Origin of the sequence: Parapedobacter sp. GCM10030251 (assembly GCF_042666505.1) — a bacterium.
Classification (GTDB): domain Bacteria; phylum Bacteroidota; class Bacteroidia; order Sphingobacteriales; family Sphingobacteriaceae; genus Parapedobacter.
Map to the genome: position 1 here is coordinate 179,714 of NZ_JBHTDN010000007.1, position 18,796 is coordinate 198,509.

Here is an 18,796-nt window from a genome sequence, read left to right on the forward strand (position 1 = left end):
TCGGATAACGCCCGGGTGATCAGGCGTGGTCTTTCACCCGTGATGCCAACCCATACAGGGTAATAATGGATAGTAATAAGAAAATTGCGTCAAGCACAAAAGCCATGGTTTTTGGATGTTGTATGGCGCTTACAACGGTCCATACGAATGGCAGATAAAGCGCGAGGACGGATCCGATGGCAAAGCGATCACCTATTTTCGTTTTGGGCTTGGTAAACAAGTAGATGAAGAGAAAGAAAAAGCCCAGTATGGCGATGATACTGACCACCTCCGCTAACACGTATTCCCATAAAAAATGCTGTGGTGGATTTTGAAAATCGCCTATGGCTTGAATAAAATAAATGTACAGTACGACTGATAAAGGAAGGCTCAGTTTGTCGCCGCTGACAATTAGAAAAGGAAATAAGATCAGTAAGAAAAACTGAAACACGGAGGCCTCTTTCTTTATGAAAAACCGTAAGCTTTCTGCTTTTGTATCCATTTACTCAAAGGTATGCGGCCTTATGTATGAATCCTTTGACAAATGTCAAAAAATCAAATACTTGCCCCGATTCTGCTTAAGGTGGATTGATGATGCCCAGGTAAGATGCAATGTAGCCAAGGGGTACGCGGGTCAGCAATTGCGGACGGTTTTGGAGTAGATCCAGGTAACGTTCTTTGGCACTCAACATGCGCAAGGCATTGGCCTTAGCCTCGCTGCGGATGTAATATTGCTCGGTGAGGTGGCGCGCGATGAAATTGAACTCGGGATGTTGGCGATATAGTAGCGCGAGTTTTTCATGGGAGAGTGCGAGCAGCGTACATCGTTCTAACGTTTCAATGGCCTCAAAGCTGGGGCGCTGGCTGAAAAAACTGTATACCGATATAGCTAATTCGCTTTCCAGGAGCAACCAAGAAGTGATGTCGTTTCCTTCCTTGTCGATATAATACGTGCGTACACCGCCCTGGAGGATAAAGTAAATCCATCTGCAGGTTTCACCAATATGCAGGAGTTGCACTTTCTTTTCCGTGGTAATGACCTTACTGTGTAGCCTGATACTTTCGGATAACCCCGCGCTGATTGGCTGTATGCTGTTCAAAAGTGCAACAATACGTTCATGTGCGAAGTGGCGCATGCGGTTTTCCATAATAGGTGTTGGGGGTATTCCGGAAAGGCTGATGCGAAAACAACACCGCCCCGGACTTTTCTGTGCGGGGCGGTTAAGCTTCAGTATTCATCTTCGTTGAAAAAGAAGTCGTCCTTGGTGGGATAATCGGGCCAAATCTCTTCTATATTTTCATAGGGCTCACCATCGTCTTCCAACGCTTGTAAGTTTTCAATCACTTCCACGGGAGCACCAGAACGGATTGCGTAGTCGATAAGCTCGTCTTTCGTCGCCGGCCAAGGTGCATCTTCCAAATGTGAGGCTAACTCTAATGTCCAATACATAACCTATCAATTTAAGTTCAATTTTGCGCAAAAATATAATATTTCTATTATGATTTTTAAATTTTTTGTCAATATTTTTTATACGGGGTTTAAGGGGTTGACTGATAGTTTCTTATGGTTGATGGTGGTCGTATTTTTTACAAAAAAATGGCTTTTTTGCGATTCCGGAACCGCCTAATAAAGCCTGTTTGACGCATCGTTTTTACGCTTGGATTTTGTCAGATATTTTCAAAGTCCGTGCCTTTTTCGCGGAGTGCGGCCAATCGGGGGGACACGCTTTTCACGTCCTTATTGGGGTAGTCATCTTCAATGAGACCGTCCCGCATACGTACGATCCGGTGGGCATGTTGGGCGATATCTTCTTCGTGTGTGACCAAGATAATGGTATTGCCGCGGGAATGTATTTCCTCCAGCAAACCCATAATTTCGATGGAAGTTTTGGTGTCCAGGTTGCCGGTAGGCTCGTCGGCCAAAATGATCGAGGGATTATTGATAAGCGCGCGAGCTACCGCAACACGTTGGCGTTGTCCCCCCGAAAGTTCATTCGGCTTGTGGTCAATACGATTTCCCAGTCCAACGCTTTCAAGTGCCTTTTGTGCCATTTCCTCGCGGCTTTTTTTACTATACCCCGCGTAAATCAGTGGCAAAGCTACATTGTCCAGCGAAGTCGACCGAGGCAACAGGTTAAAGGTTTGGAACACAAAGCCGATCTCTTTGTTGCGCACTTCGGCAAGTTCGTCGTCGCTCATGTCGCTTACGTTGATGCCATTTAAAATGTAATCACCCCGTGTGGGTGTGTCCAAGCAACCGAGTATGTTCATCAATGTAGACTTTCCCGAGCCCGATGGCCCCATCAGGGCAACAAATTCACCCTTGTTGATTTCAAGGCTCACTGATTTCAAAGCATGAATGGTTTCGGCACCGATCACATATTTTCGTCCAATATCCGTAATTTGAATCAGGGGTTGCGACATAGCACTTTTTTTGTGTAAGACGTACCAAAGTGGGTAAAGTTACAAACCACCGGTCTTGTTCCAATGTTTTTTTATCAGACGATGCACGTCATCGCGTAGCTGATCGGCTTGTTCCAATTGTAGACCGGTGGTAACAATCGGCGTTAGCACTTCTACTTCGAGGATTCCAGGCCTGCTGCCCAGCGTTTTGGCATCATCCCAGAAAATCTTCCAGGCATTGTGTATGACGACGGGTATAATGGATACCTGGGTTTCGATAGCGAGTTTAAACGGCCCGTTTTTGAAGTCATATAAACGGGGGGGAAATTCCTCTCCGATATGTCCTTCCGGAAAGATGACCATACTACGGCCCGCTCGGAGGTTATCATCCGCACGTTTAAAGGCTTTGAAGGCGGAAATCCGGCTCTGCCGGTTCAGGGGTATGTCAATGGTTTTAAAAAACATTCCCGTGACGGGGTTATTGAGCAGTTCGATTTTTCCCATGAATGAGAAATCGGAAGGGCACAACAGGACCATGGCGGTAATATCCAGGTTCGACGTATGATTGGCACAGATGACATAGGGTTTTGACCAATCAATGGGTGTTTCATACCTGAATCGGTAAAAGACGCCAACAAGTGTTGAACTCAGAAACCCGATGATCCGCCGGCATCGTGCAATCCGGTGGAAGTTCCGTTCAGGGTCTTTCGCAAAAAAGGCCAGGAGCGGATAAAAAAGTATAAAGAAAAATAAAACAGATGCCAAATACAGGCATCTGTGTGTTTTTCTTACTAATCGGGTCATCGTTTCAATCCGTTTGCTAGCTCAGCTCCGCAAAATATTTGTGGAACAGCGGAATGGTTTCAATTCCTTTCAAGTAATTGGCGATGTCGTACTTTTCGTTGGGCGAATGGAGATTGTCGCTGTCCAGGCCAAACCCCATAAGGACGGTTTTTAGTCCCAGTTCGTTTTCAAAAAGCGAAACGATGGGAATGCTTCCGCCACCTCGGGTTGGAATCGGCTTTTTGCCGAACGCTTCTTCAATGGCTTTTTCGGCTGCCCGGTAAGCCACGCTGTCAGTCGGGGTAACCGCGGGCTGACCGCCGTGATGAGGCGTAACTTTTACCGTAACGTACTCGGGTGCCAGGCTTTCGAAGTGTTTCGTGAAAAGCGCCGTAATTTTGTCCGGATCCTGATTCGGTACCAGACGCATGGAAATCTTGGCATTCGCTTTAGAGGGCAATACGGTTTTGGCACCTTTGCCGGTGTATCCGGCCCAGATGCCATTTAATTCCAGGGTAGGGCGGATGCCTGTCCGCTCGATCGTGGTATAGCCGCTTTCGCCCCAGAGGGCTTTGATCCCCAGGTCGGCTTTGTATTCAGCTTCATTGAAGGGCGCAGCATTCAATGATTCGCGTTCCTGTTCACTGAGTTCGACCACATCGTCGTAAAAGCCCGGAATCGTTATGCGGTTATTTTGGTCATGCAACGAGGCGATGAGTTGAGCAAGGACGGTGACCGGATTGGCGACGGCCCCTCCGTATACGCCCGAGTGCAGGTCGCGATTGGGGCCTATGACTTCTACTTCCACATAAGATAACCCCCGCAGACCCGTCTCCAGCGAGGGGGTGTCCAAGCTGATCATGGCCGTGTCGGAGATCAGAACGACATCGGCAGCTAGTCGTTCTTTGTTGGCTTTCACGAATATGCCCAGATTGTCGGAACCTACTTCTTCCTCGCCTTCGATCATGAATTTAACGTTGCAGGCGAGCGTATCGGTGGCCTGCATTAATTCGAACGCCTTGACGTGCATGTAAAATTGTCCCTTGTCGTCGCATGCGCCACGGGCAAATATTTTACCGTCGCGCACAGTCGGCTCGAAAGGCGGGGTTTCCCATAGGTCCAGCGGATCCGGGGGTTGCACGTCATAATGTCCATATACCAATACGGTTGGCTTGTCCGGGGCAATGATTTTTTCCCCGTACACGATGGGATGTCCGGCAGTCGCACAAATTTCTACATTTTCTGCACCGGCATCTCTTAGTTTCTGCGCCACGTATGCTGCGGTACGGCGTACATCGTCACTGTAGGCAGGATCGGCACTTACCGAGGGAAAACGAAGCAATTCAAATAACTCGTCCAAAAAACGTTGTTGGTTTGCTTCTACATATGCTTTGATTGTCTTCATTTGCTAAGGTCTTTGCCGCAAACTTAGCTAATTTGCCAAAGAAAGGCAAATCAGCGATCTCTCGCCTGCCTTTGGAAATATGGTGCGAACCCACGAGCCAGGCCAAGTTTCATAAGTCTTGCAACAAAGAGCACATATTTGCGTCATAGAGTTGGTTTTTGAAAAATCCGTATGTGATTTGCTTTTTTACGTAGATATCGTAATTTTACGAACTATTCATAGTTTGGTTAAATACATGTGAAATAAATGTTAAAAATTGTTAAGTATCAATATATTATTTTTAAACTAAATAGTTAGTTCTATATTTGCAATTGGTTATGTTGCGGGCAATGGCATGGCGTTGGCAGAAGAGAGGAGCCGGAGCGTTACCCATAATAATTATAGCTTAAAACTCGATAATGAAAAAAATGCTCGTTGCGCTGGCGCTGGTTTTTCCATGCTGGCTTTCCGCTCTGGCCCAGGAAAAGGGGTATACGGTTAAAGGCTCGGTAATCGATACCGCTTCCAGTATTAAACTCGCCAAGGCTTCGGTGGTCCTGGTGCATGCGAAAGACTCCATGTTATACCGGTTTACGCGGACCGACGAGTCTGGTAATTTTCTTATGGCTGGGTTGGATACAGGGGAGTATACCTTGTTTGCCACCTTTCCTGAATACGCCGATTACGTGCAGCGTTTTACCTTAGATAGTTCATCTACCGTGCTGGATTTCGGTAACCTGGGCTTGGTACTGCGATCGAAATTATTAGAAGAAGTGCTGGTAAACCGGCGACAGGCCATTACCATCCGGGGCGATACGACGGAATACGATGCAGCGAGTTTCAACATCGAGCCCAACTCGAAAGTCGAAGACCTGCTTAAGCAGCTGCCGGGCATTCAGGTGGATCAGGACGGAAAAATCACCGCTCAGGGACAAACGGTAAATAAGGTGCTTGTGGATGGAGAGGAGTTTTTCGGAGACGATCCCACGTTGGTCACGCGTAATCTTCGGGGTGATATGATCGATAAGGTACAGCTGTATGACAAACGCAGCGATCAGGCCGAATTTACGGGTGTAGACGATGGCGAGCGCTCAAAAACGATCAATCTCAAGCTGAAAGAAGACCAGAAAAAAGGATATTTCGGTAAGGTAGATGCCGGTGCAGGCACCAATGACATGTATCAGGGACAAGCCATGTACAACCGATTCAATAACAAACAGCGGTTTTCGGTCTTTGGCACCGTCGGTAATACGGGCCGCACCGGATTAAGCTGGCAGGATGCAGACCGCTATTCGCCTTCCGGCTCAGTGACGATGATGGACGGTGGGGGTATTATGATCTCGTCAACCGGAGGTCAGGATGATATTGAATCGTGGGGCGGTCGCTACGATGGGCGGGGTATTCCGTCGGCACTTAATGGCGGCGCCTACTATAGCAATAAATGGAACGAAGGCAAGCAGTCTATAAACGGTAACTATAAAATCGGCGAGCTCAGCGTAAAGGGTTCCAGCAACACCATCAATGAAAATAACCTACCCAATGGGCGTATCAATACCGTGTCCGACCAGACTTTTGATAGGCGGATATTCCGGCAGCGGGGCGGGGCGATCTTTGAAACCCAGTTTGACACAACGTCGACATTGAAAGTGACCGTAAGTGGTACCTTAAAGAACGGAGAAACGGCAGAATTTAACCGGTCGACGGGTACGGATGGCGATGGCGGAATGCTTAATGAGTCGGCGCGCCGTACGACCAACGATACCAAAGGGCAAGATGCGTACCTGACGGCGCTTTGGACCAAGAAGTTGCGCAAACAAGGCCGGACGTTGTCGTGGGAAGTCAATGAGACCATCAATCAGAGCCGCGCCGATGGATTTCTCTATGCAGAAAACTCGTTTTATGCAGGCGGCGTAGTTGACAGCACCTCGTTGGTGGACCAGATGAAAGTGAACGATAGCAAAAGCTCTGTGTTCAATTCAAACGTAACCTATTCAGAGCCGTTTACCAAAACACTTTCGATGGTCGTGAATTATCGGCTTTCGGCAAATAACGGAACGTCGTTGAGGCAGTCGTTCAATCAGGCCGGTGAGGGGAATTATACAGATTTGGATTCTGTTTATAGTAACGATTTTAAGTTAAATCAGCTTTCCAATCAATTGGGTGCAATCTTGAATTTCACGAAGGGGAAATCCACACTCAACGTCGGCACACGGGTGAGCCGTGTACAGTTCGATCAGATCGACCGGTATTCGGACAACCGATTTGAGCGGAATTTCACTAATCACAACCCGCAGTTGACCTATCAATACCGGTTTTCGCAGCAGAAATCGTTTCGTTTCTCTTACAACGGAAACAATACCCAGCCCACAATCAACCAGATACAACCGGTGCGGGTAAATGACGACCCCCTGAATATCGTTTTGGGTAACCCGGACCTGAAACCTTCGTTTACCAATCGGATTAACCTGAGTTACAATTCATTTAAGGTGATTGGTAATCAATATCTTTATTTCTCCGGTAGTCTCTCCAACACCAACAACCCCATTGTCAGTAACGTGACGACTGACTCTGTCGGGAGGAGCACGTTCCAATACGCCAACTTGAGCGACAAATCACCCGTAAACTATTATTTTTATTCAGGCTTCAGTAAAAAGATCAAAAAATTGAATCTCGATGTCGGCGGCGGATTGAATGCAAACGGCAATACCTATTACAACCTAACGAACAGCGAATTGAACCGGACGCAGAATTCAACGTATTCGGTCGATGCCAACATCCGGCAGTATGTCCAGAAAAAGTATAATTTCTATCTCAATTTCGGTCCTACTTATACGTACAGCAAGGCATCGCTGCAACAACGGGGCGACAACAGCGGGTGGGGGTTGAACGGTCATTATTCCTTTAACATTTACCTGCCTTTGAAATTCGAAATCACGTCGCAAGGTAGGTATACATACACCGCTCCCACAGAATCATTTGATTACGTTTTTGAGCAATTTATTGTAGATGCATCTGTCAGCAAGAAATTCCTGAAAGATGAAACACTCCGTTTTTCCGTCGGCGTGAACGACCTTTTTAATCAGAACAGGGGTTTCAGCCGGTATGCCAATAACAATATGTTTACACAAAATAGTTACACCACGATTACCCGCTATTTGATGTTCTCGCTGACGTGGGATTTCAGCAAGATGGGCGGCGTATCCGTACAAAATTAGCACTCATGAAAATAAAGATTTTCCTTCCGTTAGCGTGCTTGTTAGGCATCATGCTGGTTACCCAATCGCTGCAGGCACAGTATGCGCGTTTTGTAGAGAGCGGTGTGGTAACGTTTGAGAAACGGGTAAATATGTATGCCAAAATCCAAAGCCGGTTTGGTAAGAATAGGAGTTCCTTTATGGAACAGGCGTTTGAACAATATAAGCGGACCCAACCCCAGTTTAAGACGTTCAAATATAACCTGGCTTTTGATGGCGGCCGAACCCGCTTTTGGCCGTTAGATGACCAGACAGCCCCATCCGGTGGTTTTTTTGGTGACGATCCTTCCATAGACATGGGAAATACCATCGTTACCGATTTGCTCGCGGGGCAAAGTATCGGTCAGAAAAGCATTTATGAGCAAACCTATCTGATAACGGACAGTACCCGCCGCATCCAGTGGCGCATCACCAACGAAACGCGTGAAATAGCCGGTTTTGAATGCCGTAGAGCGAATGCCTTGGTACTCGACTCCATTTACGTGGTGGCGTTTTATACCGACCGGATTCCCGTAACCGGAGGGCCGGAATCCTTCACGGGATTGCCGGGTATGATCCTCGGTGTCGCGCTTCCGTATGAGAATACGACCTATTTTGCTACGGCGGTGGACGACCGCCCCGTGTCGGCCAAAGAGCTGGAAGCACCCAAAAAAGGAAAGGCAGTCAACTACCGCGAACTGCGCGCTGAACTGGAGGCCAGCCTGAAAAATTGGGGTGAATATGCGCATCCTATTTTTAAGGCAATGATGCTATAGGGCTGGGGCTTATGCTCCGTAGGTGTTTGGTCTGCCGCAGAGCAAGCCTTGGAGACGCAAGCAAAGCGCATCGGATCCCAGTTTGCGAGCAGCAGACCAAAACACTAGCAGCGGTTAGTACCCCCGTCTAACGTTGGATATGCATAAGCAGCCTAGCGGCGCGGAGCGTTGCAGCTGCGATGCCTATTCAACGTGATCCACACGTATCCCTGCCAATCCGTCCACGGTCTTTTTTTTACGTATATTTCTTTAGCTTTGCACGTCACGACAACTTGCCAGCCAATTGCTATAGAAAATGAAGAGACTTTTATTCATCATACTTTCCATATTGGGGTCCTGCACATTTTCCTTTTCAGGTAGCCGGGGAACCGAAATAGATTCGTTACTCCGGATGTTGGATAAAACGATTGAAAAACGCGCGATTTATACCTCGGAAAAGGAACAAAAAATTGAAGGAATCAAGCGCTTGCTGAAGCGAGAACATTCTCCGGAAAAGCGCTTTCAGTTGAATAATACGCTGATAGCCGAATATCAGTCGTTCATATGCGATTCCGCATTGGGTTACATCGACCGGAATATCCAGTTGGCAAATAGCCTGAACAACCGGGAATTGATGGATGAGAGCAAACTAAGGTTGGCGTTCGTCTTATCGATATCGGGCCTGTTTACCCAGGCGTCCGAAATATTCGATTCCATTGAATACGGGTCGTTGCCCCATCATCTGAAGGTGTTTTACTGCTGGGGTTACATCCGATACAATGAAAACCTGATAAAATATACCGATCATCCGAAGTACGAAACGGTACACATACAGGAAATTGCGCGGTGCAGGGATACGTTAATGCGTCTCCTTGGCGAGGGCACGGATACATACCTGAAGGAAAAGTCGTTCAAGTTGAAGGCAGAAGGAGCCTTCGAAGCCTCAGCCGAAATCCAGACGGAATTATTCAAGAAAGAGCAGGTGGATTCCCACGGCTATGCGATGGCTGCGATGGGGCTGTCGATGATTCACAAAGAACTCGGAAATCAATCATTGCAGGAAAAATATCTGCTGCTTGCAGCCCTGACGGATGTGAGGCTTGCAGTGAAGGAAAACGAATCCTTATTGACCTTGGCGATCTATTTATATGAGCAGGGAGACGTAAATCGGGCCTACAACTATATCCAGGCAGCCCTTGATGACGCAAATTTTTATAACTCGCGTTTCAGGAATGCGGTAATTGCACGCACACAGCCTAAAATTGAAGCCTTGTACCTCACCAAGATCGAACAGCAACGACGAAACCTGAGGTCATATGCGCTGGCAATCAGTGTTTTTCTGGTGGTCTTAGTCATTACGCTATACTTCCTTTACAAACAGATAAAGACCGTATCGAGAGCAAGGCGGAATTTGAATACAATGAATGGGCAATTGATATCCGCTAACCAGCGGCTGGATGAAGCCAACCTGATACGCGAACGATATATCGGCTATTACATCAACCAATGTGCGGTATACCTCGATAAGCTGGACGAGTTCCGGAAAACCGTAAACCGGAAAATTAAAGCCGGACAGCTGGATGAATTACAGAAGCTGAGTGTGTCGACCGCAACGCTCGAAAAGGATGCACAGGAATTGTATACGGACTTCGATAGCACCTTTCTGGAAGTATACCCGAACTTCGTGGAAGAATTTAATGCATTACTCAGGGAAGACGAGCGGTATGTGCTTAAGAAGGATCACCTGAATACGGAACTTCGCATATTTGCATTGATCCGATTGGGTATAACAGATGTCAATCAAATCGCCACGTTTCTGAGGTATTCCATACAGACCATCTATAACTACAAGAGCAAAGTGAAAGGAAAAGCAGCCGTCGACATCGACCACTTTGAAGAAAAAGTGAAAAAAATCGGCATATTCCCGGTCCGATAACTTCTCGTGCATTTACCAATTGCTGCTTATTCGTGATTTATAACTGATTCATTTAAAAGTTTTTATGAATTTATAAAATAAAAATCAGTTACCAAGACACCTACTTGTCGATTCAAGAGGGCATCCCGGTATATAAATTTGCCCGCAATAAGAAAACAGGTAAAACTGGATTCTCGCTAACGCTTAACCTTGTTAGATTATAAACTTTAAAACGATAGGCTTCGCTATGAACAATCGCTTTTTCCTAATCGCTTGGCTGTATTTGCTTGTACCACTTTTGTGCTTGCACGGAAGGACGGTCCGCGCCCAGGAAATCACCCCATTCAAAAATAATGACCGGGTTGTGTTTTTAGGGAACAGCATCACAGACGGCGGGCATTACCATTCGTTTATATGGCTCTATTACATGACGCGGTTCCCGGAAATGAATCTGTCGGTATTAAATGCCGGTATCGGTGGGGATCGGGTCGTGGAAATGGTCAAACGCCTGGACGGAGATGTTTTCAGTAAACACCCGACAGTGCTTATCACCACATTCGGCATGAATGACTCCGGTTATTTTGAGTACAACGGTACCGAGCCCGATAAGTTTGCAGACGAAAAGGTGAAGGAGTCCTACGACGCATACCAGGAAATGGAAAAACGGTACAAGCAACTTGCCGGTACCCGGATCGTGTTGATGGGGAGTTCGCCTTATGACGAAGCGGCTGTGATTGAAGGCAATACACCCTTTAGGGGAAAAAACGCCGCAATGCTCCGCATCGTGGATTTCCAGAGGGCATCGGCCCAATCGAACCAGTGGGAATTTTTTGACCTGAATCAGCCGATGACACGCATCAACGAACGGATTCAACAGGAGGATTCGACGTTTACCCTCTGCGGCAACGACCGTATCCATCCCGACAATGACGGACATATGGTGATGGCTTACCTGTTTCTGAAAGCACAGGGGTTTGCGGGAAACAAGGTTGCTGAAATGTCCATTGATGCCGCCAACCGGAAGGTGGTCTCGGCAGTTAACTGCCGTTTGTCGGACGTCAAAAAAACGGAAAAGGGTATTTCCTTTGCCTACAAGGCAAATTCATTGCCTTACCCATTGGATACCGTTCCCAGGGGGTGGGGCAGTAAAAAAAGTCAATACGACGCACTGCGGGCCATTCCCTTCATGGAGGAAATGAATCAGGAGCGCTTGGTCGTGAAAGGATTGAAAGGGCACCATAAGCTGCTTATCGATGAAGAGGAAATCGGTGTATGGTCTGCGGAAGATTTCGCCCAGGGCATAAACCTGGCGGCATTGACGCATACACCGCAATACCAGCAAGCACTGGGCGTCATGTATTTAAACGAAGAGCGATGGGAGATCGAACGTAGATTCAGGGATTACGCCTGGGTACAGTACAATTTTTTCCAGCCCAGGGGATTGCTGAATGCCAATAATCGGCAAGCTATCCGTGTTATGGATGAGCATGTACCAACCGACGGCTGGTTGAGAGCAAAGCGAGATCTGTACGCAAAGGCCATGTTGTCCGAAATCCGGCAGGCTTGGCAGGATCAAATGGATCAATTGGTAACGGCCATTCGGGAGGCCGGTGCGCCTAAGACGAGAAAAATCACGCTTGTAGCCGTTCAATAATAGAGTAAAAAAAGTTAAATCAATTCATGGTAGGTAAGAAAGTAGGCTATTGCCTAGGGATCGTGTTTTTTTTATTGGGTGCTTGTACGGAAAATAAGCAGGTGGAACATGTTTCGGTATTGGATTATGTGAATCCGTTTATCGGTGCCAGCACCAGTACGGGAGCGGCCGGTGTATACCACGGATTGGGAAAGACTTTCCCGGGGGCGACGACCCCCTACGGCATGGTACAGGTCAGTCCCAACACGATAACGGGGGGAGATAACAGCCCTGGATACAGTTATGAGCATAAAACCATCGAGGGATTCGCGTTTACGCAAATGAGTGGAGTCGGCTGGTTTGGCGATCTGGGTAATTTTCTGGTGATGCCGACAACGGGTAAGCTGAAGACGATTGCCGGAAAGGAAGATGGAAGTATCCAGGGATACCGCTCATCTTATCATAAAGATTCAGAGATCGCCAAGCCGGGGTACTATGCCGTAGAATTAACGGATTATCGCATTCGTGTGGAAACAACCGCAGCTCCGCACAGCGGGATGATCCGGTTTACGTTTCCGGAGAACAAGCAATCCCGGATACAGATCGATCTCGCCCGGCGCGTGGGGGGTACAGCTATACAGCAGTATGTCCGTAAGGCGGACGACCATACGATACAAGGGTGGATGAAATGCACCCCGGAAGGCGGGGGATGGGGAGATGGAGAAGGAAAAGCAGATTATACGGTCTATTTTTATGCACGTTTCAGCAAGCCGTTGGATAACTACGGTTTCTGGAGTGCGGATATCCCGGAAGGATGGCCCCGTAGGCGGGATGATGTAGTAAGTGAACGGTACCTCCGCCGCGTGGAAGAAGCCGAAATTATCAAAGGACAATCTGAATTGGAAGGAAAACACCTCGGCTTTTTCTCCGATTTCGAAACACACGAAAATGAGGAGGTTACGCTGCAGGTAGGTATTTCGTTTGTCGATATGGAGGGTGCGTTCAAAAATTTTAAAAGTGAACTCGAAGGGAAGGATTTTGACCAGGTGCACGCGGAAGCCAGGGAACTATGGATCAAATCATTATCGAGTATCGACGTGAAAGGCGGAACGGATGACCAGAAGACGATATTCTATACGGCGCTTTACCACACGATGATCGACCCACGGACCTATACAGATGTCGACGGGCGTTTCGTCGGAGGAGACAAAGAAATACATGAACGCGGAAGCTATACACGGCGGACCATTTTCAGCGGATGGGATGTATTCCGCAGCCAGTTCCCGTTACAGACCCTCATCAATCCGCGATTGGTCAGCGATCAGCTGAATTCGTTGATTTCACTTGCCGATGAATCGGGGCGGGGATATTTCGAGCGTTGGGAGCTGATGAATGCCTATTCCGGATGTATGATCGGAAACCCCGCGCTGTCGGTGCTGGCGGATGCATATGTAAAAGGTATCCGGGATTATGACGTAGAAAAAGCCTACCAATATGCGGTCAATACATCAAAATTATTCGGCAATGATCGGTTGGGCTATACCGGTCCCCCGTTTAGCATTTCCAATACCTTGGAATATGCCTACACGGATTGGTGTATTTCGCAACTCGCCAACGGATTGGGCAAAAAGGAAGATGCACAGCTTTTTCTCGAAAAGGGGCAGGCATACCGAAATATTTTCGATTCCGAAAAGGGATGGTTCCGGCCGAGAATGGACGATGGCTCCTGGGAAGAATGGCCAGACAGTGCCCGGACGAAAGAGTGGTACGGGAGTATCGAGTCCAATCCGTACCAACAGGGGTGGTTTGTTCCACACGATATTCCGGGCATGATTGAATTAATGGGCGGGCGCGATGCCGTGCTGAAAGACCTGACCCAGTTTTTTGAGAAAACACCCGAACATATGCTGTGGAACGATTATTATAACCATGCCAATGAACCGGTGCACCTCGTCCCGTTTCTCTTTAACCACCTGGATGCGCCCTGGATGACGCAAAAGTGGACGCGCCATATCTGTGAAAAAGCCTATAAAAATTCGGTGGAAGGGATCGTAGGAAACGAAGATGTCGGGCAGATGTCGGCCTGGTACGTGCTGGCAGCGGCCGGAATACACCCGTCGTGTCCCGGAAATACGCGCTACGAAATAACCAGTCCGCTTTTTAGCGAAGTGGAGGTTGCACTGGATCCACGCTATTTCAGAGGGAAATCTTTCAAAATAAAGGCTCATGACAATTCGCCGGAAAACGGCTACATACAAAAGGCATTGTTGAACGGGCAACCTTATGAAAAGTGCTACATCGATTTTCAGGATATTGTTGCCGGGGGGACACTCGAATTGTTCATGGGGCCTCAGCCCAACAAAAATTGGGGAAGAACCGCAGGTAGCTAAAACTGGAAGGATTTGAAAATGAAACCTGCCATGTCAGCGCCTGACACAAAAGGCGATGAAACCTGCGGAAGCCGTAGGCGAACGCAAGCTCCATCACCGTTGAAAGAGCAAAGTGCTGATGGAAATGCAGGTTCCATGAGGCGGTTAAAAACAAATTATTTTCGAATGAAAGGGAAATATCAACTGATCAGGAAGCTATTAGCCAGTTTGGCCGTCGTTTGGTTTGTCCTCTCCTGTTCATATGCGCAGGAGCGTGATTTGGTGAAGTATGTGAACACGTTGCAAGGAACCGATTCGGAATGGTCGTTGTCTTACGGAAATACCTACCCCACTGTGGGGTTGCCCTTTGGCGTACATTTCTTTTCTGCCCAAACCGGCAAAAACGGTGATGGCTGGAAATACCAATACAAAGCCAATACCATCCGGGGATTCCAGCAGGTACACCAGTGCAGCCCTTGGATGAACGATTATGCGGTTTTTTCGCTGATGCCAGGTATCGGAAACCTGGTGGTCAACGAAGATGCGCGCGCATTGGCTTTCAGCCATGATCGTGAGGTTGCTAAGCCGCATTACTATGCCGTCAAATTTGATAACGGCATACACACGGAAATAAGCCCTGTTGAAAGGGGAGCGCATATGCGATTCACCTTCCCCGGAAAACAAAAGGCTTATCTGGTGCTGGACGGGTTTATCAAGGATAGCGAGGTAACGATCATCCCGGAGGAGCGCAAGATCGTTGGCTTTGTCAACAACGGACGTTTTGTTCCCGGAAATTTCAGGAATTATTTCGTTCTTGTCTTCGACCGGGATTTCAAAAGTTTCGGCACGTGGGAAAACACAAAGGACCACGTAAAGGCGGGTAATCGGCACGACGGCGGAAAAGGCGTGGGGGCCTACCTGGAATTTGCCCCCGGCGCAACCGTCGAAGTAAAGGTAGCCTCCTCGTATATCGATCCTGAACAGGCCGAACTGACCCTGAAACAGGAACTGGGCGATGCCAAAAAATTTGAAACGACAAAAAATAAGGCTTTTAACGTTTGGAATACCCTGCTGAACCGAATCGTGGTAGAAGGCGGAACGGAAGAAGAAAAAGCCACGTTCTATTCATGCCTGTTTCGCGCCAATCTTTTTTCGCGGAAATTCTACGAACTGGATGCAAACGGCAATCCCCGATACTATAGCCCCTACGACGGCAAAATCTATTCGGGCTATATGTATACGGACAACGGCTTTTGGGACACCTTCCGGGCACAGTTTCCGTTAAGCAACATCCTGCATCCGGAAATGCAGGGCAGGTACATGCAATCGCTGCTGGATGCGCAGCAACAGGCCGGCTTTTTTCCTACCTGGTCCAACCCGGGAATGTCGGGTGTCATGATCGGCAACCACGCGATATCGTTACTCGCCGATGCCTGGGCAAAAGGAATCCGCACGTTCAATCCCGACAGCGCTTTGCAGGCGTATTATCACGAAGTGACCAACAAAGGCTTTTGGGGTGGCTCCAATGGACGGGAAGGGTGGAAGGATTACTTTACCAAAGGATACATCCCCTATGGTGAAATTCATGAGAGCACGGCCAAGACACTGGAGTATGCGTACGACGATTTCTGCGGCTATCAGCTGGCAAAGGCGGTTGGCAATGATTTTTACCAACAGGTGTTTGCACGGCAAATGTATAACTACAAGAACGTGTTCGACCCTGCCGTGAACTTCGTGCGGGGAAGGCAGCCGGATGGCAAATGGCTGCCGGATTTCGACCCCGTTGAGTGGGGTGGCCCGTTCACTGAAGCAAATGCGTGGCAATATACGTGGTCGGTATTGCACGACATAAACGGCCTGATACATCTCATTGGCGGCGAAGACCGGTTCAATGCGAAACTTGATTCTTTTTTCACGATGGATCAGCGGATCGAGTACGGGTCCTACGGGAAGGAAATTCACGAAATGCGGGAGATGTTACTGGCAAAAATGGGGCAGTATGCGCATGGAAACCAGCCGACGCAACACGTTCCGTATCTCTACACCTTCAGCGGGCAACCCTGGAAGTCACAGAAGCAGGTCCGGATGGTGATGTCAAAGCTATACAATGCTACCGAAAAGGGATATCCGGGCGACGAAGACCAGGGCCAGATGTCGTCATGGTACGTACTAAGCGCGCTGGGAATCTACAGTGTTTGCCCGGGAACCGACGAATACGTGATTGGCAGTCCGATTTTCGAAAAAGCCACGATCACCCTGGAAAAAGGAAAGCGCTTTACCATCCGGGCAATCAACAATGGTCCGGAGCAGGTCTATATCCAGTCGGCGCGCCTGAACGGGCAGCTGTATGACAAGAATTACATCACGTATTCGGACATTATCAACGGAGGCGATATCGAGTTTGTAATGGGCGATGCGCCAAACTTTGAACGCGGGACCGGCAGCGAATCCAGACCGTTTTCATTAAGTCCGTTGCCGATAAAGGAAGGTTCCGTACGTTAAATCGATTGAAAAGACCATTAAAAGACCATTAATAGTACCCTAGGTTATAGATTAAGTTATGAAGAAGAGGTATTTAATTTTCGCAATGCTAATTGCGCTTATCGGTGCGTCATGCAGCAAACAAGGTTTCCTGGACCAGACGCAATCGACCGATCTGAATGAAAAGGTCGTGTTTTCAGACAGCGCCTACACCATCAATTTCCTTTCAGGCATCTATGCGGATATCGGTTTTGCTACCTGGCCGAAGCGATTCGGCGGCGGTGGACTGGATGCATGCACGGATGAGGCGGAAGGCACCGGTTTGGGAAGCATCAATACATTTATCCAGTTTGCCACCGGTACGGTCAACTCAAATATGATCACGAAAGATGCCTGGACCACGGCGTACACGAACATCCGACGGGCCAACATCATGCTCAAGAATCTGCCGAACGCAAAATTCGGGGCCGATATCAAAGTGAGGGTTCAGGCCGAAACCCGATTTTTGAGGGCGTATTACTATTTTATTCTCCTGGAGCATTATGGGGGAGTACCGTTAATGGGCGATAGTGTTTACCGGAAAGACGACCATGTTCCTGCGGCACGCAATACGTTTGAAGAGTGTGTGGAGTACATCGTAGCTGAATGTGACGCCGCCGCAGAAGATCTGCCTTGGATGCATGTCGGCGAAAATTACGGACGCATTAGCAAAGCGGCCTGCTATGGGCTGAAATCCCGCCTGCTGCTGTATGCTGCCAGTCCGCTGTTTAACGGCGGATCGATCGCAACGGACGAGCGTTTGCGTTCGGTTGTTGGCTATCCCGACGTCAACCCATCGCGGTGGGAGCGGGCAGAGGAAGCCGCGGCGCAGGTGATTAACGGGTCGGGCGGGCAGTATCATTTGCACGTGGACAACGACCCCGAGCCGGGCTATGGATTCTACGAAGTGTTCCAGCTGCGGAAAAATTCCGAATACCTCCTAGCCCGGATGCAGGCTTCAAACAGCGACCTGGAAGGTATCTGGAATCCGCCAACTTTTGGGGTTTCAAGCCCCGGTGCGCGTCCATACCTGGAAATGGCGAATGCCTTCGGAATGAAAAATGGTTTGCCCATCGACGATCCGGCATCGGGATATGACCCCGAACAGCCTTATAAAGACCGGGACCCAAGGTTTGCCAATACGATTACGCGGGATCAGTCGCTGGTTTTTCACCGGGATGGATTGGCAAGGCGCCCGGTTAATATTTATGTCGATAAAACCGATCCTAATAACATTACCTCCGGTCAGGATGCCGTCTATAAAGGAACACCGACGGGATATTATACATACAAGATGCTCAACCGGGATGTGGCAGCAGATTGGTTCAATACCTATACGCCGCGGTGCTTTCCCATCATCCGGTACGCGGAAATTCTGCTGAATTATGCCGAAGCACGTAACGAACGGCTTGCCTCGCCCGACCAGGAGGTTTACCAAGCGGTGGAAGCCATCCGCGAGCGGGCAGGCCTGTCGCCCTATCAACTGCGGGCCGGACTGACCCAGGCCGAAATGCGGGAAATCATCCGGAACGAGCGGCGAAAGGAACTGGCTTTTGAAGGGCACCGGTTTTTTGATGTCAGACGCTGGAAGATCGCTGAGGTGGTTGAGAGTGCGCAATTGCACGGCACGGAACCGGTACGAACGTCTTCCGGCACCGCTTATCATACCATCAATGTGCGGAAGCGCGTATTTGATCCACGCATGTATTTATGGCCCATTCCACAGTCGGAAGTGGCCAAATCAACCGATTTAATTCAAAATCCGGGCTATTGAGTGTCCTGAATAAATCATTCACATGAGTTTCATTCCCGATAAAAAAAA

Annotated in this window: 13 protein-coding genes; 7 read left to right on the plus strand and 6 right to left on the minus strand. The window is 48.5% G+C overall.

Annotated features, from left to right (window positions below; all coding sequences use genetic code 11):
* Positions 1-19: 19 nt before the first annotated feature.
* The 6 genes from ACFQRK_RS18420 to ACFQRK_RS18445 form a co-directional block, all read right to left on the minus strand.
* Positions 20-481, minus strand: coding sequence for a hypothetical protein (locus ACFQRK_RS18420; protein ID WP_379009353.1), 462 nt, complete (start codon positions 479-481; stop codon positions 20-22).
* Between the two features lie 76 nt (positions 482-557).
* Positions 558-1,127 carry a Crp/Fnr family transcriptional regulator gene (locus ACFQRK_RS18425; protein WP_379009355.1) on the minus strand — a complete coding sequence of 190 codons (570 nt, stop codon included), beginning with the start codon at positions 1,125-1,127 and terminating at the stop codon, positions 558-560.
* 80 nt (positions 1,128-1,207) lie between these two features.
* Positions 1,208-1,429 (minus strand): DUF2795 domain-containing protein, encoded by a 222-nt coding sequence (locus ACFQRK_RS18430; RefSeq protein ID WP_002996718.1) that lies wholly within the window; start codon positions 1,427-1,429, stop codon positions 1,208-1,210.
* Positions 1,430-1,647: 218 nt separating this feature from the next.
* A complete protein-coding gene (locus tag ACFQRK_RS18435) occupies positions 1,648-2,403 on the minus strand; it encodes an ABC transporter ATP-binding protein (protein WP_379009361.1) in 756 nt (251 codons plus the stop codon).
* A 39-nt stretch (positions 2,404-2,442) separates the two neighbouring features.
* Complete coding sequence (locus tag ACFQRK_RS18440) at positions 2,443-3,186, minus strand: lysophospholipid acyltransferase family protein (RefSeq protein WP_379009363.1); 744 nt, start codon at positions 3,184-3,186, stop codon at positions 2,443-2,445.
* A gap of 16 nt (positions 3,187-3,202) precedes the next feature.
* Positions 3,203-4,570: a dipeptidase gene (locus tag ACFQRK_RS18445; protein WP_379009364.1), complete on the minus strand. Its 1,368-nt coding sequence runs from the start codon at positions 4,568-4,570 to the stop codon at positions 3,203-3,205.
* Between the two features lie 398 nt (positions 4,571-4,968).
* On the opposite strand from ACFQRK_RS18445, the gene ACFQRK_RS18450 reads away from it, so the two are divergent.
* From ACFQRK_RS18450 to ACFQRK_RS18480, 7 genes are all read left to right on the plus strand, one after another.
* Positions 4,969-7,764, plus strand: coding sequence for an outer membrane beta-barrel protein (locus ACFQRK_RS18450; RefSeq protein ID WP_379009366.1), 2,796 nt, complete (start codon positions 4,969-4,971; stop codon positions 7,762-7,764).
* 5 nt (positions 7,765-7,769) lie between these two features.
* Positions 7,770-8,558, plus strand: a complete 789-nt coding sequence (locus tag ACFQRK_RS18455; RefSeq protein ID WP_379009367.1) for a GLPGLI family protein — start codon at positions 7,770-7,772, stop codon at positions 8,556-8,558.
* Between the two features lie 295 nt (positions 8,559-8,853).
* Positions 8,854-10,473, plus strand: a complete 1,620-nt coding sequence (locus ACFQRK_RS18460) for a DUF6377 domain-containing protein (protein WP_379009370.1) — start codon at positions 8,854-8,856, stop codon at positions 10,471-10,473.
* Between the two features lie 226 nt (positions 10,474-10,699).
* The gene (locus tag ACFQRK_RS18465) at positions 10,700-12,106 is read left to right on the plus strand and encodes an SGNH/GDSL hydrolase family protein (protein WP_379009371.1); all 1,407 of its coding nucleotides are present in this window, start codon (positions 10,700-10,702) and stop codon (positions 12,104-12,106) included.
* A 26-nt stretch (positions 12,107-12,132) separates the two neighbouring features.
* On the plus strand, positions 12,133-14,475 hold the full coding sequence (locus tag ACFQRK_RS18470) for a GH92 family glycosyl hydrolase (RefSeq protein ID WP_379009373.1): 2,343 nt from the start codon (positions 12,133-12,135) through the stop codon (positions 14,473-14,475).
* A gap of 165 nt (positions 14,476-14,640) precedes the next feature.
* Positions 14,641-16,956 carry a GH92 family glycosyl hydrolase gene (locus ACFQRK_RS18475; protein ID WP_379009375.1) on the plus strand — a complete coding sequence of 772 codons (2,316 nt, stop codon included), beginning with the start codon at positions 14,641-14,643 and terminating at the stop codon, positions 16,954-16,956.
* A 58-nt stretch (positions 16,957-17,014) separates the two neighbouring features.
* Positions 17,015-18,748, plus strand: a complete 1,734-nt coding sequence (locus tag ACFQRK_RS18480) for a RagB/SusD family nutrient uptake outer membrane protein (protein WP_379009378.1) — start codon at positions 17,015-17,017, stop codon at positions 18,746-18,748.
* The last annotated feature ends 48 nt before the right edge of the window (positions 18,749-18,796 follow it).

Bases quoted from the DNA above. Each gene is read 5' to 3' on its own strand.
- ACFQRK_RS18470 (WP_379009373.1), top strand. From the start codon at position 12,133: ATGGTAGGTAAGAAAGTAGGCTATTGCCTAGGGATCGTGTTTTTTTTA.
- ACFQRK_RS18450 (WP_379009366.1), top strand. From the start codon at position 4,969: ATGAAAAAAATGCTCGTTGCGCTGGCGCTGGTTTTTCCATGCTGGCTT.
- ACFQRK_RS18440 (WP_379009363.1), bottom strand. From the start codon at position 3,186: ATGACCCGATTAGTAAGAAAAACACACAGATGCCTGTATTTGGCATCT.
- ACFQRK_RS18475 (WP_379009375.1), top strand. From the start codon at position 14,641: ATGAAAGGGAAATATCAACTGATCAGGAAGCTATTAGCCAGTTTGGCC.
- ACFQRK_RS18455 (WP_379009367.1), top strand. From the start codon at position 7,770: ATGAAAATAAAGATTTTCCTTCCGTTAGCGTGCTTGTTAGGCATCATG.
- ACFQRK_RS18480 (WP_379009378.1), top strand. From the start codon at position 17,015: ATGAAGAAGAGGTATTTAATTTTCGCAATGCTAATTGCGCTTATCGGT.
- ACFQRK_RS18445 (WP_379009364.1), bottom strand. From the start codon at position 4,570: ATGAAGACAATCAAAGCATATGTAGAAGCAAACCAACAACGTTTTTTG.
- ACFQRK_RS18430 (WP_002996718.1), bottom strand. From the start codon at position 1,429: ATGTATTGGACATTAGAGTTAGCCTCACATTTGGAAGATGCACCTTGG.
- ACFQRK_RS18435 (WP_379009361.1), bottom strand. From the start codon at position 2,403: ATGTCGCAACCCCTGATTCAAATTACGGATATTGGACGAAAATATGTG.
- ACFQRK_RS18465 (WP_379009371.1), top strand. From the start codon at position 10,700: ATGAACAATCGCTTTTTCCTAATCGCTTGGCTGTATTTGCTTGTACCA.
- ACFQRK_RS18460 (WP_379009370.1), top strand. From the start codon at position 8,854: ATGAAGAGACTTTTATTCATCATACTTTCCATATTGGGGTCCTGCACA.
- ACFQRK_RS18425 (WP_379009355.1), bottom strand. From the start codon at position 1,127: ATGGAAAACCGCATGCGCCACTTCGCACATGAACGTATTGTTGCACTT.
- ACFQRK_RS18420 (WP_379009353.1), bottom strand. From the start codon at position 481: ATGGATACAAAAGCAGAAAGCTTACGGTTTTTCATAAAGAAAGAGGCC.